Source organism: Staphylococcus aureus (assembly GCF_001027105.1).
Lineage (GTDB): Bacteria > Bacillota > Bacilli > Staphylococcales > Staphylococcaceae > Staphylococcus > Staphylococcus aureus.
The window spans coordinates 168,249-182,631 of sequence record NZ_CP011526.1; the positions used below are offsets into that span (position 1 = coordinate 168,249).

The 14,383-nt window shown below is 33.3% G+C and carries 11 protein-coding genes; 9 read left to right on the top strand and 2 right to left on the bottom strand.

The features are described from left to right. Positions 1-244: 244 nt before the first annotated feature. Genes mupG through rpiRb form a run of 4 tightly spaced genes read left to right on the top strand, consistent with a single transcriptional unit; the run spans position 245 to position 4,540 of the window. A complete protein-coding gene (gene mupG, locus AA076_RS00735) occupies positions 245-1,300 on the top strand; it encodes a 6-phospho-N-acetylmuramidase (RefSeq protein WP_000145555.1) in 1,056 nt (351 codons plus the stop codon). Beyond that, complete coding sequence (gene murQ / locus AA076_RS00740; RefSeq protein WP_000432017.1) at positions 1,300-2,196, top strand: N-acetylmuramic acid 6-phosphate etherase; 897 nt, start codon at positions 1,300-1,302, stop codon at positions 2,194-2,196. The genes mupG and murQ overlap by 1 nt, the downstream gene beginning before the upstream one ends. Positions 2,197-2,207: 11 nt before the next feature. After that, positions 2,208-3,662 carry a PTS transporter subunit EIIC gene (locus AA076_RS00745; protein WP_000159750.1) on the top strand — a complete coding sequence of 485 codons (1,455 nt, stop codon included), beginning with the start codon at positions 2,208-2,210 and terminating at the stop codon, positions 3,660-3,662. Positions 3,663-3,664: 2 nt separating this feature from the next. Next, positions 3,665-4,540, top strand: a complete 876-nt coding sequence (rpiRb, locus tag AA076_RS00750; RefSeq protein ID WP_000181832.1) for a pentose phosphate pathway transcriptional regulator RpiRB — start codon at positions 3,665-3,667, stop codon at positions 4,538-4,540. Between the two features lie 193 nt (positions 4,541-4,733). Here rpiRb and AA076_RS14250 read toward each other — a convergent pair whose 3' ends face one another. Further along, a complete protein-coding gene (locus AA076_RS14250; RefSeq protein ID WP_001550030.1) occupies positions 4,734-5,015 on the bottom strand; it encodes a hypothetical protein in 282 nt (93 codons plus the stop codon). A 212-nt stretch (positions 5,016-5,227) separates the two neighbouring features. On the opposite strand from AA076_RS14250, the gene AA076_RS00760 reads away from it, so the two are divergent. The 4 genes from AA076_RS00760 (at position 5,228) to AA076_RS00775 (ending at position 11,088) form a co-directional block, all read left to right on the top strand. Then, positions 5,228-8,017: a type I restriction endonuclease subunit R gene (locus AA076_RS00760; RefSeq protein ID WP_000331347.1), complete on the top strand. Its 2,790-nt coding sequence runs from the start codon at positions 5,228-5,230 to the stop codon at positions 8,015-8,017. A 204-nt stretch (positions 8,018-8,221) separates the two neighbouring features. Further along, positions 8,222-9,064, top strand: coding sequence for a sce7726 family protein (locus tag AA076_RS00765; protein ID WP_000370334.1), 843 nt, complete (start codon positions 8,222-8,224; stop codon positions 9,062-9,064). A 1-nt stretch (position 9,065) separates the two neighbouring features. Beyond that, positions 9,066-9,989, top strand: a complete 924-nt coding sequence (locus tag AA076_RS00770; protein ID WP_000291761.1) for a sce7725 family protein — start codon at positions 9,066-9,068, stop codon at positions 9,987-9,989. Continuing rightward, entirely contained in the window at positions 9,976-11,088 is a 1,113-nt protein-coding gene (locus AA076_RS00775) for an RES family NAD+ phosphorylase (RefSeq protein WP_000686456.1), read from the top strand. Before AA076_RS00770 ends, AA076_RS00775 begins: the two co-directional genes overlap by 14 nt. 264 nt (positions 11,089-11,352) lie before the next feature. On the opposite strand, the gene AA076_RS00780 is transcribed toward AA076_RS00775, so the two are convergent. Continuing rightward, on the bottom strand, positions 11,353-12,945 hold the full coding sequence (locus AA076_RS00780) for an ABC transporter ATP-binding protein (protein WP_000067349.1): 1,593 nt from the start codon (positions 12,943-12,945) through the stop codon (positions 11,353-11,355). On the opposite strand from AA076_RS00780, the gene AA076_RS00785 reads away from it, so the two are divergent. Continuing rightward, the gene (locus tag AA076_RS00785) at positions 12,902-14,380 is read left to right on the top strand and encodes an ABC transporter permease (protein WP_001797475.1); all 1,479 of its coding nucleotides are present in this window, start codon (positions 12,902-12,904) and stop codon (positions 14,378-14,380) included. The two genes, AA076_RS00780 and AA076_RS00785, sit on opposite strands and share 44 nt — an antisense overlap. Positions 14,381-14,383: the final 3 nt, after the last annotated feature.

Consider the following 14,383-nt stretch of genomic DNA (forward strand, 5'->3'; position numbering starts at 1 on the left):
TCCTGAATAAAATGTATAAAAGTTATTGTAATAATCCAGCAGTAGCAGCTATTATCAGCACTTAAAAGAAAGGATAATCTTTGATGGTGTAATAATTAACTTGTGACAGAAATATGTAAGATTATTACAATGAACAGGCTTTAACTGATTAATATTGTAATGTGTTTTCTCTTATAGTAAAATGTAAGCGATTACACAACTCAACTATATTTTCCTAATAATTATATTGTTAAGGAGGGCTACTTTGACAGGCTTTTCAGTGTATTTAGGACAACCTTTAGATGAAGCGTATATTAAGCGAATGATTAAACAAGGTTACCAAATGATTTTTACATCTGTACAAATACCAGAAGAAGATGACGAGACAAAATATCATTATTTCACAAAACTACTCAATTTATTAAAACATGAACAAGTGACTTACCTCATAGATGCTAATCCATCTATTTTAACACCATCTTTTTATGACCATCTTCGACAATATGATGCACAATTTATGATTCGTATCGATCATAGTACATCAATTGAGGCAATCGAAGCGATAATGGCACAGGGTTTAAAGTGCTGTTTGAATGCAAGTATTATTTCCCGGGAATTGTTAACAAGCTTACATCAACAATTGAATGATTTTACATTACTTTCATTTTGTCATAACTATTATCCAAGACCAGATACGGGATTATCTGTTGACTTGGTCAATAAGAAAAATGAACTCATTTATCAATTTAATCCAAAGGCACAAATATATGGTTTTATTGTAGGGAGTGATTTGCGAGGTCCTTTGCATAAAGGCTTGCCAACAATTGAAGCAACGAGACATAGTCATCCTGTCGTTGCAGCTAAATTATTACAAGAAACTGGTGTATCTGAAGTGTTAGTTGGAGACTCATTGATTGAAATGAGGCAGGCAAAACAACTTATAGATTTTTGCAAGCATAGGCATTTCACGTTATGTATTGAAGAAGTGTTTGATACGACAGTGACTTACCTTTTCGATATGTGTCATAAAGTACGCCCGGATAATCCGGAAAATGTCATTCGTTCGGAAACGTCAAGACAAATATGTCCACATTCGATTCAACCACAGTTTACGACGCAACGACGCATTGGTTCAGTAACCGTTGATAATTTGAATAACGGACGTTATCAAGGCGAAATGCAAATTGTGAGACAAACGCTTAGTGCACATGACAATGTGAATGTTGTTGCACAAATTATTAAAGAAGACTTACCACTGTTAAGTTGTATCGAGCCGAATGATACATTTGATTTTCAAAAAACTAGGGAGTGTAAGAAGTGATGGAAAATAGTACGACCGAAGCGCGTAATGAAGCGACGATGCATCTTGATGAAATGACTGTGGAAGAGGCTTTAATTACGATGAATAAAGAAGATCAGCAAGTCCCGTTAGCAGTTCGAAAGGCAATACCACAATTGACAAAAGTAATTAAAAAAACAATTGCACAGTATAAAAAGGGTGGACGATTGATTTATATCGGTGCAGGTACAAGTGGAAGGTTGGGTGTCTTAGATGCAGCGGAGTGTGTACCTACATTCAATACTGACCCTCATGAAATTATAGGTATTATTGCTGGTGGACAACATGCTATGACGATGGCTGTAGAAGGTGCGGAAGATCACAAAAAATTAGCGGAAGAAGATTTGAAAAATATAGATTTAACATCAAAAGATGTCGTTATAGGAATTGCCGCGAGTGGCAAAACGCCATATGTTATAGGCGGTTTAACATTTGCTAACACAATCGGTGCTACAACAGTATCTATTTCATGCAATGAACATGCAGTTATAAGTGAAATTGCGCAGTATCCAGTAGAAGTTAAAGTTGGTCCAGAAGTATTAACTGGTTCAACACGTTTAAAGTCTGGTACAGCACAAAAGTTAATTTTAAATATGATTTCAACCATCACAATGGTTGGTGTCGGAAAAGTTTACGATAACCTCATGATTGATGTTAAAGCAACCAATCAAAAACTGATCGACCGTTCAGTGCGTATTATTCAAGAAATATGTGCTATCACATATGATGAAGCAATGGCGTTATATCAGGTATCTGAGCATGATGTGAAAGTTGCGACAGTTATGGGTATGTGTGGCATTTCTAAGGAAGAAGCAACAAGACGGTTATTAAACAATGGTGACATTGTTAAACGAGCAATCAGAGATAGACAACCTTAGGAGGGATTTAAATGACCAAAGAACAACAACTTGCAGAACGAATTATTGCTGCAGTAGGTGGTATGGATAATATAGATAGTGTCATGAACTGTATGACACGTGTGCGTATTAAAGTATTAGATGAGAATAAAGTAGATGACCAAGAACTAAGGCATATTGATGGTGTCATGGGTGTTATACACGATGAACGCATTCAAGTTGTGGTTGGACCTGGTACAGTCAATAAAGTGGCTAATCATATGGCGGAATTAAGTGGTGTTAAACTAGGTGACCCAATACCACACCATCACAATGATAGTGAAAAAATGGACTATAAATCATATGCAGCTGATAAAGCAAAGGCGAATAAGGAAGCGCATAAAGCAAAACAAAAGAATGGTAAGTTGAATAAAGTATTGAAATCAATTGCCAATATCTTTATACCGTTGATTCCTGCATTTATTGGAGCTGGATTAATTGGTGGTATTGCAGCAGTACTGAGTAACTTAATGGTGGCAGGCTATATTTCAGGTGCTTGGATTACGCAACTTATAACAGTATTTAATGTCATTAAAGACGGTATGTTAGCATACTTAGCTATTTTCACTGGTATTAATGCGGCTAAAGAATTTGGTGCGACACCAGGACTTGGTGGCGTGATTGGTGGTACAACGTTATTAACGGGTATTGCTGGTAAAAATATTTTAATGAATGTCTTCACTGGAGAACCATTGCAACCTGGACAAGGTGGGATTATTGGCGTTATTTTTGCCGTTTGGATTTTAAGTATTGTCGAAAAGAGATTACATAAAATTGTGCCAAATGCGATTGATATTATTGTAACGCCGACTATTGCATTGTTGATTGTAGGACTATTAACTATCTTTATCTTTATGCCATTAGCAGGTTTTGTTTCAGACAGTTTAGTTTCAGTAGTTAACGGAATTATTAGTATTGGTGGCGTATTTAGTGGATTTATCATTGGTGCAAGCTTCCTACCGTTAGTTATGTTAGGGCTTCATCATATTTTTACGCCAATTCATATAGAAATGATTAACCAATCAGGTGCTACTTACTTATTGCCAATTGCAGCGATGGCTGGTGCTGGACAAGTAGGTGCCGCATTAGCACTTTGGGTAAGATGTAAACGCAACACAACATTACGTAATACTTTAAAAGGTGCATTGCCAGTTGGTTTCCTAGGTATCGGAGAACCATTAATCTATGGTGTGACTTTGCCATTAGGTCGACCTTTCTTAACTGCTTGTATTGGTGGTGGTATTGGTGGCGCTGTAATAGGTGGAATTGGACATATTGGTGCCAAAGCAATAGGCCCAAGTGGTGTGTCACTATTACCATTAATCTCAGATAATATGTATTTAGGTTATATTGCAGGATTACTTGCTGCGTATGCTGGTGGATTCGTTTGTACATATTTATTTGGAACGACAAAGGCGATGCGACAGACAGATTTGTTGGGTGATTAATGATGACAAATATTTTATATCGCATTGATAAGCAGTTGAGTGATTTTACGAAGACAGAAAAGATAATCGCTGATTACATTTTAAAGAATCCACATAAAATCATTGATATGACTGTGAATGATTTGGCAGATGTTACGAATGTTAGTACAGCATCAATTGTTAGATTTAGTCGGAAAATGACACATCAAGGTTTTCAAGAGCTAAAGATTGCGATATCTCGATACTTACCCGAAGATATTGCAACCAATCCACATTTAGAATTGATTGAAAATGAATCTGTAGAAACTTTGAAAAATAAAATGATTGCTAGAGCAACGAATACGATGCGATTTGTAGCTACTAATATTATGGATGCGCAAATTGATGCAATTTGTGATGTGTTGAAAAATGCCAGGACAATATTTTTATTTGGATTTGGCGCATCGAGTTTGACTATTGGTGATCTTTTTCAAAAGTTATCTCGTATTGGCTTAAATGTCAGGTTATTACATGAAACGCATTTACTTGTGTCAACATTTGCGACGCATGATGATAGAGATTGCATGATTTTTGTGACGAATCAAGGTAGTCATAGTGAATTGCAGTCAATTGCACAGGTGGCCACACATTACAGTATTCCCATCATAACTATATCTAGTACAGCTAATAATCCAGTGGCTCAAATTGCAGACTATGCATTGATTTATGGCAGAACTGATGAAAATGAAATGCGTATGGCGGCTACAACGTCACTATTTGCACAGTTATTCACGGTAGATATATTGTACTATCGATTTGTAGCATTAAATTATCATGCGATTCTAGATTGTATAACCCAATCGAAAATGGCACTTGATAATTACAGGAAGCATCTTGCGACGATAGATTTTAAACATTAGATATTGTGTGCGTTCTAACATAAAGTTAGTTGCAACGTAAACAATTGAAGTTTTTGATGTGATTCAGTTGCTTGATGAAAAATTGTTGCTACAAGTTTGTAAAACTGGCATAGAGGCTATTTTGAAAATGATAAAGGCGTGACAAATTAAAGCAAAGTTCAGATTTGAGCTTTGCTTTTTTCATAGATGGAAATTAAATGCTGAAGAATAATTTTAATGCTAAATGAACTAATACGAAGGTGCTAAAAGCAATTATTATCAAATTAGTGATATGAATGAAATGTTTAAATCGTTTGCGTTGATTGTATTCGGGACTTTTATAGAGTAGGTAGTAGTACATAAAGAGTATGGCTGCGAACATGCCGAATATTGAAGTGAAGTTACCTACAGTGACTGCCATGTAATGATTTAAAGTTAAATAGTAACTTAGACTAATAATAAAAAATAAAATGATTTGATAGGTAATTAACACCATTCAAGTCCCTCCATTAATCGTAGACAAAAAATTTATCAATGATTTGATTATTTGTATTCAAATTTTAGTATACGACTTACCTCAAAGACAAATATTAAAAGATAAGACAATAAAATTAGAATAAATTTACGTTTGAAGATAAAAAACAAACATTTTTCATTAAAGTTTATGATATATTTAGAGCAATAGAAAGTGTATGGAAGGGGATATGAATGGCATACCAAAGTGAATACGCATTAGAAAATGAAATGATGAATCAACTTGAACAATTGGGTTACGAAAGAGTAACGATACGTGATAATAAGCAATTGCTTGATAATTTTAGAACGATTTTAAATGAGCGTCATGCGGACAAATTAGAAGGCAATCCCTTAACAGATAAAGAATTTCAACGTCTGTTAACGATGATTGATGGAAAAAGTATTTTCGAGAGTGCCCGTATTTTACGTGATAAATTACCACTTAGACGTGATGATGAGTCTGAGATTTATTTGTCGTTTTTAGATACGAAAAGTTGGTGTAAAAATAAGTTTCAAGTGACGAATCAAGTATCTGTCGAGGATACATATAAAGCACGTTATGATGTAACGATATTAATCAACGGACTACCCCTTGTCCAAGTTGAATTGAAACGTCGAGGTATTGATATTAATGAGGCGTTTAACCAAGTAAAACGTTACCGCAAACAAAATTACACAGGCTTATTCCGCTACATACAAATGTTTATCATTAGTAATGGTGTTGAAACGCGATACTTTTCTAATAATGATAGCGAACTATTGAAGAGTCACATGTTTTATTGGAGTGATAAACAGAATAACCGTATCAATACATTGCAATCGTTTGCTGAGTCATTTATGAGACCTTGTCAATTAGCTAAGATGATATCGCGCTATATGATTATTAATGAAACAGATAGAATACTGATGGCAATGCGTCCGTATCAAGTGTATGCGGTAGAAGCACTTATTCAACAAGCGACTGAGACAGGGAATAATGGATATGTATGGCATACAACTGGAAGTGGTAAGACGTTGACTTCTTTTAAAGCGAGTCAGATTTTATCACAGCAAGATGACATTAAGAAAGTTATCTTTTTGGTTGACCGTAAAGACTTGGATAGTCAAACAGAAGAGGAATTTAATAAATTTGCTAAGGGTGCTGTAGACAAAACTTTTAATACCTCGCAACTGGTACGCCAACTAAATGATAAAAGTTTGCCACTTATTGTAACGACGATTCAAAAAATGGCTAAAGCGATTCAAGGGAATGCCCCTTTATTAGAACAGTATAAAACGAATAAAGTTGTATTTATTATTGATGAGTGTCATCGCAGTCAATTTGGTGACATGCATCGTCTAGTTAAACAACATTTCAAAAATGCCCAATACTTTGGATTCACTGGTACGCCACGTTTTCCAGAAAATAGTAGTCAAGATGGTAGAACAACTGCAGATATTTTCGGTAGATGCTTACATACGTATTTAATTAGAGATGCCATTCATGATGGTAATGTACTTGGTTTCTCAGTTGACTATATTAATACTTTTAAAAATAAAGCTTTAAAAGCAGAAGATAACAGCATGGTTGAAGCAATTGATACGGAAGAAGTATGGTTAGCGGATAAACGTGTGGAATTAGTAACACGACATATCATCAATAATCATGATAAATATACACGTAATCGTCAATATTCAAGTATATTTACAGTCCAAAGTATTCACGCGCTTATTAAATATTATGAGACATTTAAGCGACTTAACAAAAAGTTGGAACAACCGTTAACGATAGCTGGTATATTTACGTTTAAACCTAATGAAGATGATCGTGATGGTGAAGTGCCATATCATTCACGTGAAAAATTAGAGATAATGATTAGTGATTATAATAAAAAGTTCGAGACGAATTTTTCAACAGACACAACTAATGAGTATTTTAATCATATTTCAAAAAACGTTAAAAAGGGCGTTAAAGATAGTAAAATTGATATCTTAATCGTTGTTAATATGTTCTTAACTGGTTTTGATAGTAAAGTACTGAACACTTTATATGTTGATAAGAATTTAATGTATCATGATTTAATTCAAGCGTATTCACGTACAAATAGGGTTGAAAAAGAATCAAAGCCATTTGGTAAAATTGTAAACTATCGTGACTTGAAAAAAGAGACAGACGATGCACTGAGAGTATTCTCACAAACAAATGATACGGATACAATTTTAATGCGCAGTTATGAAGAGTATAAAAAAGAATTTATGGACGCTTATCGTGAGCTTAAAATGATTGTGCCGACACCACACATGGTTGATGACATTCAAGATGAAGAAGAGCTAAAGCGCTTTGTTGAAGCTTATCGTTTATTAGCTAAAATAATATTACGTTTAAAAGCATTTGACGAGTTTGAGTTTACAATTGATGAAATTGGAATGGATGAACAAGAGAATGAAGACTATAAAAGTAAATATTTAGCTGTGTACGATCAAGTAAAAAGAGCGACGGCTGAGAAAAATAAAGTATCCATTTTAAATGATATTGATTTCGAAATAGAAATGATGCGTAATGATACGATTAATGTGAATTATATTATGAATATATTGAGACAAATTGATCTTGAAGACAAAGCGGAACAACGTCGTAACCAAGAACAAATTAGACGCATTTTAGATCATGCAGATGATCCGACATTGAGGTTAAAACGAGATCTAATTAGAGAATTCATCGACAATGTTGTACCTTCTTTAAATAAGGATGATGATATCGATCAAGAATATGTTAATTTCGAAAGTATTAAAAAAGAAGCGGAGTTCAAAGGATTTGCTGGAGAGAGATCTATCGATGAACAAGCCCTAAAAACAATTTCAAATGACTACCAGTATAGTGGTGTTGTAAACCCACATCACCTTAAAAAAATGATTGGTGATTTGCCATTGAAAGAAAAGCGTAAAGCAAGAAAAGCCATTGAATCTTTCGTGGCAGAAACAACTGAAAAATACGGTGTGTAATGATTCAGCCCCCTCGCTAGATTAGTGTAGGGGGCATTATTATTTTCTATCTTTTGTTAGTTACCATGTGTTTGGCAACCATCATTTGGTTTCAATACAATTTTATAATCGTATGTGTATAGAAATAATGTCTATAGGCATTTAAAATAGTTTATAATATTAACAGGATAAGCATTAAATGTATGTTGAAGGAGGTGCGTAGCTATGGATAATAGAAATATGATTAATCGTGTTTTTAGTCAAAAGATATTACATCAAATTGCAATCAAAAATAAAAGTGATGTTGTTGATGAGGCATATGATTTTTATATACAGGGACCTAAAAATATCAATGTAATACAGAAGATGAAATCTTTATATAACTATCTTAAAAAGTCTTATCGTAACGAATATTTTTACAAAAACACAATACTTAATAAACTCCTTCTAGGACGACATTCTATTAATACAACTACTGCACTTTCTGAGATGCCCATAGGGAAAAGTATTGCTGATTTTATATTGTTAAACGGCAAAGGCGTTGTCTATGAGATTAAAACAGAATTAGATAAGCTGGATAGATTAGATAATCAAATTAATGATTATTATGAAGTGTTTAATTATGTCGTAGTTATTACAAATGACAAACATCTGAATAAAGTTATGGCTAGATACAAAGATACAACAGTTGGAATTTTAGTGTTAACAACTAGAAATACACTGAGTGAAGTTCAAAAACCTAAAGAAAACAATAGTCTCTTAAACACAAAAGCGATGTACAACTTTTTACGAAAAGAAGAAAGAAAAAGAGTTATTGCACAAAATCATATGGATGTGCCAACTTATAATGATTTCACAGAGTATGATGTGTTATTTGACGTGTTTAAAGAAATACCAATGACGAAACTGCATAACAATATGATTTCTGAGTTGAAAAAAAGAGGAAACATGAAAGAATACAAAGATGAATTTTTAGCAGCGCCGGCTGAAATTAAGTTCTTGTTATATTTCGCAAAAATGACAAAGAAAGATAAAAATAAACTATATCATTTTCTTAAGGAGGATTAATATGTATTATCCTTATTTGCGTGGGAAACAAAATGAACTATTTGCAATTAGAGAATTGTTAGAGAAAGGTTTGATTGGTGATTGTATTCAACCTATAATTGAACCAATTAAATATACAACCACATTTAAAAATACTTTGCAATACTGTGGTGAAAAAGCATTCTCTATAAATTTAGTAGTAAATTCAAAGTTAACTGAAGAAGAGATTAGTAACGAAACTGTTGCACATTTAACTGAAATAATAACAAAAAACAAAAGTGTTATTCAAAAAGCTTACTTGGGTCCTTCTGATGAAGGCAATGATAGGTTGAAACAGCAATTTTCAAGTAATAGTTTAGCTATTTTAACAAGTGTAGATGATTGGGAAATGTTTGGAGATAAAAATAAACTTGAAATGGTTTTTGTACCAGATGATAGACACATTAAACGTAAATTGCGTAATATTCCAAACAAAGGCATCATTATGGATCCTTTTAATAAACTAAGTCGTAATGTTGATTATTTAGATAATGATGACGAGTTTTATAGCGACGATCACCTTTATTATAAGGAAGATGGATACGTAGCATTTTCAGACTATTCTGTTATAGGTGGAGAATATGTAGACGGTGGCTTTTCGCCATTAGCTATTGCGATACATATTGTCTATTTTGATGAGGCTAATGAGCTAAGAGTTAAGCATTTTGTCTCTGATTCTAATAATGATAGATCAAATCCAGGTAAAAAGTTTTTTGAGGCTGTAGATAAATTAGTAACATGGTCAAAAAACTTAGATATTAAAAATAGATCTTATGCGCTTGGACAATTTGAAGAATTAAATGAAAATAATAAGTATCCAGGATTAGGTTTAATTAAAAGGTTATCTATCATGCATCACCTAGAAATTATGAATAGATACTTGGAGTCTCAAAATGAAAATATGTGAAAAATGTTTTAATAATACTGAAATCGTAGAAATCATTGCAAATGATAATAGCAAATTTGACAATTGTGATATTGATAACAATCATCTTGGTGTTAAAATATTTGATACGACTAAGGACATAGATAAATTAGAACTTATTAGAGATTATTTAAGACCAGCATTAGAATTATATGATATTAGTATAAATTTACCAGATACTTTTAGCCCAAAAGAAGGTAAAAAGATTGAAATAGCATTAAAAGACGACTGGAGTATATTTAATGTTGAGGAAGCTCAAATAAGTTGTATTTTAAATGAACTTTTTAAAGATGATGAAAATTTAGATAGACGAGTGTTGGAAGATTTAGTAGGCGCTAAAATCATAAACGATAAAAAATATACAAATAAAAATCTAATTGTAGCAAATAATGACTGGGATGGATTTTGTGAGAGCTTGAAGTATAAAAATAGATTTCATAAAAATATGATCAATTTAGAGAATTTAGCGTTCTTTCTCGATATCACTACTAATTACTATAGTATTGAGGAATTTAGAGAAAGATTTGAACCATTATATAGATCTAGAATAGTTAAGTTCATTACAGAGAAAAGTGAACTAATGTCACCACCAAAGGGATTTGCAACGGCAGGAAGATTGAATTCTAAATGGATAAGCGTATTATACCTTAGTACAAAAGAACAGGTCAGTATAGAAGAAGTTAAACCTAAGCATAATGACATTATTTATATAGGTAAGGTTAAGTTACAAAAAAACGTGACAAAAGAGAAATTGAAAATTGCGAATTTAACTAATTTAACTAGTAATGCAATCAAAGCTGGCGATGATGGATTTAGAAAGTATTTTGTAAATTACCAAACATTAAAAAAGATTCATAAAGGAATAACAAATCCAAGCGATGAACAAGGAATAGATTATTTGCCATTTCAATATTTAGCTGATTATATTCGAAGCCTTAAATATGACGGGATAATGTATGAGAGCATATTACAAGATGGTACTTTTAACTTTGTGTTTTTTGATCAAAGTTTATTTGAATGTGTTAATTATGAAAGAAAAAGAGTAAGTGACGTTAAATATACATTGACTAAGCTAAGTTGACACACTCAAAAATCTGAATATTCTAATAAAATATAAATAATCCCCCACACTTCACATAGTGGCGGGGGATTTATTCTGGCGTTAAAATGCCCAAAGTATGGGGGTGACTCTTAAATCATGGCAAAGCACCTAAAACTTGATATGGTGCCGAGCCCTAACTTAGCACAATATAGTTAGTATGACAAAGTCATCTAACATAACACATCAGAAGTCGCGCAATTTATTTCAGACCATACAGTGATAAAGTTGCACAACGCATGACTTTTATTTAGCAATAACTGCTACTTCTGAAATAAGTTGCTTTGCATAGTCTGACTGCGGATGTTTGATAATATCTTCTGTGTTATTCAGTTCAACGATTTCGCCATTTTTCATAACTGCAACGCGATCACATATTTCATTGATAACACCCATGTCATGTGTGATGAATAAATAAGTGATGCCGAAGTCTAACTGTAATTGTTTTAATAACTCGATGATATCTTTTTGAATTGAAACGTCTAAAGCGGACACTGCCTCGTCGCAAACAATCACTTTAGGTTCAACAGCAAGTGCTCTCGCGATACTTACACGCTGACGTTGCCCACCAGATAATTCGTGTGGATAGCGATATAAGAAAGTTTGATCTAGGCCAACCTTTTCTAACAACGATACGACAGTTTTAATAATGTCATCATTATCTTTGACTTTCCCATGAATGATTAGTGGTCGTTTAATCACATCAATGACTTTAAATCTTGGATTAATAGATGCGAATGGATCTTGAAAAATCATTTGTATCTCTTGTCGTAAAGATTTCAATTCATCATCTTTAAATAAACTTAATGGTAATTCGTTATACCAAATAAAGCCTTCTGACACTTCCTTTAGACCGACGACCGTCTTAGCTAATGTCGATTTCCCTGACCCTGATTCACCGACAATGCCTAATGTTTCGCCTTTTCTAATAGCCAAGTTAATATCATTAACTGCTCGGTATAGGCTGCCACTCGGTGATGTGTAATCCACGCTCACGCGATCGAATTTTAATAAAATATCATTGTTTAACGGTCTTGGCGGACGCGTTTGATGAATATCAGGAATCGCATCTATTAAGCGTTTTGTATAGGTATGTTGTGGCGATTTAAAAATACTTTCAACCGTGCCACTTTCAACGACACTTCCATCTTTCATTACAATCACATCGTCGCAAAATTGATACACAGCGCCTAAATCGTGAGTGATAAAAATAATAGATGTTTCTGTGTACTCATAAAGGGACTTCATTAACTGCAGTAATTGATTTTGTGTACTGGCATCTAATGCCGTTGTTGGTTCATCTGCGATTAAAATTTGTGGCTTTAAAATCAATGCCATTGCTATCATGACACGTTGACGCATACCACCAGAAAGTTCATGTGGATAAGCATCAAATTGTCGAGTTGCATGTTTTATACCTACTTTTTCTAAAATGTCTATTGTCATCGACTTTGCTTCAGATTTAGATACACGTTTATGTTGAAATATTACTTCTGTAATTTGTTTGCCAATCGTTAATCTTGGATTCAACGAAGAGAGTGGATCTTGAAAAATCATTGAAATATCCTTACCTCGAATTTGTTGTAACGCTGAAGTTGATAAATTATTTAACGATTGCCCATTAAAAATAATTTCTCCTGTTAATGTGTGATCTGGATAATCTGGTAGTAGCCCTAAAATAGATTTAGCGGTAATACTTTTTCCTGATCCTGATTCACCAACAATACCTAGGATATGTTTTTTTCGTAATTCGAAAGAGACGTTTTTTACCGCTTGAACTGTAGTTTCATCATAATTGAATTGTACATTCAGACTGTTGACTTCTAATAAATTTGACATGATGTTGTGCCTCCCTATTCACAAATGTGTAAATTTATTCTATACTTTTGTATATCATAGTAATCTACTCAAGATTATTTTACAAGGAGTGATTATCATAATTACTTATTTAGAATCTTTTAAGTCGTTGTATCACAAGGCATTTTACAAGTTTGTATTATCGGTATTAAGCTTGCCAATATTTTTATATGCAGTGATAAAGTTTTTCTTTTCTGCTAAGAGGAAAAATTTTTACGCTAATAATTCTGAAATTTCAGAAATTGAACAGGCGTTACATCAAAAATATAAATATTTATCGCAGCAAAAGTCATCCACACAAATACATAAAGAAGCATTAAAAATATTCAAGGCACAAAGTTCTAATACGAGTTCAAAGAATATTGAACAAGCACATTTTTCAACATACTTTGAAAATGTATTATTTCATAAGTTCATCATGATCAAAGTGATATTGGCCTTGCCGATGTTCATCTTATTGACTTTTTATTTACAGCCATTAGTTAGATATATTTTTGAACGAATTGTCATGGCTGTGATTGTCATCATTGGTGTTATTGTCAGTGTGTTTACCATTCTGTATTTTTCACCGCTTGATGCGGCTTATAGCATACTGGGACAAAATGCAACAAAGGCACAGATACATCAATTCAATGTATTACATCATCTTAACGAACCTTATTTTATTCAATTGTGGGATACCATCAAGGGTGTTTTTACCTTTGACTTAGGTACGACTTACAAAGGGAATGAGGTTGTGACTAAAGCAGTTGGCGAAAGAATTCCAATTACAATAATTGTCGCAGTATTAGCGCTAATGGTGGCATTAATTATTGCAATACCAATTGGTATTATCAGTGCGATGAAGCGAAATAGTTGGCTTGATATCACGTTAATGATAATTGCATTAATTGGTTTATCTATTCCAAGTTTCTGGCAAGGGCTATTATTCATTTTAGCGTTCTCATTGAAATTGGATATTTTGCCACCATCTTATATGCCAGAACATCCAATATCGTTGATTTTACCTGTACTTGTCATTGGAACAAGTATTGCTGCTTCTATCACGCGTATGACAAGGTCTTCTGTACTTGAAGTAATGCGCAGCGATTATGTTTTAACTGCTTATGCAAAAGGATTATCGACGACACAAGTTGTTATTAAACATATTTTGAAAAATGCCATTATTCCAATTGTAACGTTAGTTGGTCTTCTAGTGGCAGAGTTACTAGGCGGTTCAGCAGTGACGGAACAAGTATTTAACATTAATGGTATCGGGCGTTATATCGTCCAAAAACAACTAATACCTGATATTCCAGCAGTCATGGGTGGGGTCGTATATATATCAATTGTAATATCTTTAGCAAACTTAATTATTGATATATTTTATGCTTTAATCGATCCAAAATTACGTAGTGAAATCAACGAAAGGAAGTGAGGC

Coding starts and splice junctions, on each gene's coding strand:
- AA076_RS00760 (WP_000331347.1), top strand. CDS start 5,228: ATGGCATACCAAAGTGAATACGCATTAGAAAATGAAATGATGAATCAA.
- AA076_RS00745 (WP_000159750.1), top strand. CDS start 2,208: ATGACCAAAGAACAACAACTTGCAGAACGAATTATTGCTGCAGTAGGT.
- AA076_RS00765 (WP_000370334.1), top strand. CDS start 8,222: ATGGATAATAGAAATATGATTAATCGTGTTTTTAGTCAAAAGATATTA.
- AA076_RS00780 (WP_000067349.1), bottom strand. CDS start 12,945: ATGTCAAATTTATTAGAAGTCAACAGTCTGAATGTACAATTCAATTAT.
- rpiRb (WP_000181832.1), top strand. CDS start 3,665: ATGACAAATATTTTATATCGCATTGATAAGCAGTTGAGTGATTTTACG.
- murQ (WP_000432017.1), top strand. CDS start 1,300: ATGGAAAATAGTACGACCGAAGCGCGTAATGAAGCGACGATGCATCTT.
- AA076_RS14250 (WP_001550030.1), bottom strand. CDS start 5,015: ATGGTGTTAATTACCTATCAAATCATTTTATTTTTTATTATTAGTCTA.
- AA076_RS00775 (WP_000686456.1), top strand. CDS start 9,976: ATGAAAATATGTGAAAAATGTTTTAATAATACTGAAATCGTAGAAATC.
- AA076_RS00770 (WP_000291761.1), top strand. CDS start 9,066: ATGTATTATCCTTATTTGCGTGGGAAACAAAATGAACTATTTGCAATT.